The sequence below is a fragment of the Terrabacter sp. P5_B1 genome (genome assembly GCF_056400505.1).
The window spans coordinates 1-1,176 of the sequence record NZ_JBFULD010000569.1; the positions used below are offsets into that span (position 1 = coordinate 1).

At 75.4% G+C, this 1,176-nt stretch carries 2 protein-coding genes and 1 pseudogene; 1 reads left to right on the forward strand and 2 read right to left on the reverse strand.

Annotated features, from left to right (window positions below; all coding sequences use genetic code 11):
• The coding region (locus tag AC1DP0_RS22065; RefSeq protein WP_478088756.1) for a hypothetical protein at positions 1 to 264 on the forward strand (264 nt) is incomplete at its 5' end.
• 134 nt (positions 265 to 398) lie between these two features.
• On the opposite strand, the gene AC1DP0_RS22070 is transcribed toward AC1DP0_RS22065, so the two are convergent.
• Both AC1DP0_RS22070 and AC1DP0_RS22075 read right to left on the reverse strand, forming a co-directional pair.
• A complete protein-coding gene (locus tag AC1DP0_RS22070; RefSeq protein ID WP_478088758.1) occupies positions 399 to 941 on the reverse strand; it encodes an Rv3235 family protein in 543 nt (180 codons plus the stop codon).
• Positions 941 to 1,176, reverse strand: a pseudogene (locus AC1DP0_RS22075) (hypothetical protein); the annotation flags it as partial. The gene AC1DP0_RS22070 and the pseudogene AC1DP0_RS22075, both read right to left, overlap by 1 nt.

Here is a 1,176-nt window from a genome sequence, read left to right on the forward strand (position 1 = left end):
GACCACGTCCACGTGGCCGATGACGTGACCGGTCTCGCGGCGGAGCCCGACGAGGACGAGGAGGCCATGGCGGCGGGGCGGCGTCCGTTCGGCTCCGGCGTCCGCGTGTCAGGCGTGGACCTCGACACCGACGGCCAGCGCTCCGGTGGGCTGCGCTACACCGCCCCCGGCGAGGACGGCCGGGCGGTGGAGACCGCCGACCAGCAGACGGTGGAGCGCAAGGCCGACCGCCGTGGAAAGAAGGTCAAGCGCAAGCGCCGCTGAACCACGCTTCGCGCCGACGCGCGGAAGACGGCCCGGGCACCTCCATGGTGCCCGGGCCGTTCGCGTGATCGGCCGGGAGCGTATGCCGGGTGGGCGCCGCCAGCTCGTGGTGGTGGGGTCCTCGGGGTGCGTGGTCAGCCGATCGTGAGGGCGGTGACGAGCCAGCGGCCGTCGAGGCCCTCGAGCCGGACGGCCAGGGCCCGGACGCGGCCGTGCGAGACGACGACCGCGCAGGCCTCGACGATCCCGTCGGCGGGTTCGCACACGCGCACACGGCGCACGATCGCGGGTCGTCGTGGCCCCGGGGCCCGGCGCCGACCGGCGACCATGGCTTGACGGGCGATGACGGAGTAGACGGTGGGGGCCGTGTGCCGGATGAGCTGCGGCGCCGGTCGCTGCCCCGACACCACCTCGACGATGGCCTGGGCGAGGCGAGCCACCAGCGGCGCCGGGTCGGGCAGCTGGCTCGAGCGAGTCGGCTGGCGACCGAAGTCCTCGTCGTCGCGGGCGCCGAGGAAGTCGAGGGCGAGGGCGTCCTGGGCGTACGGCTGTTCACCGTGCCACGCCTCGTCGGCGCTGATGACCGGCGGTGCGGTCTGCGGGATGCGCCGCACGGTGAAGCCGGCAGGTGCGGGGGTGGCCGCCGGGGCGGCTTTTGCGTCGGTCGATCGCGTCATCACTGGGCTCCTTGCTGGGCCGAGGACCTCGTGAGGGTGGCGGCGTCCGTGCCGCGGCCAGGAGCGGCGGGGGGCTCGGCAGTCGTCGGGGACGTCGACGGAGGCGGTCGCAGCAGCTGCCCCGGTGTGAGGAGGTCGGGGTCGGCCCCCACGACGTCCCGGTTCGCGGCATGCCACCGGGGCCACTCCCAGGCGATCTCGGCGTCGGTGGCGCCGGGCCCGAGGTGTCGAGCCG

What these genes read in the sequence shown, in the direction of transcription:
- AC1DP0_RS22070 (WP_478088758.1), bottom strand. Translation starts at nt 941, where the DNA reads ATGACGCGATCGACCGACGCAAAAGCCGCCCCGGCGGCCACCCCCGCA.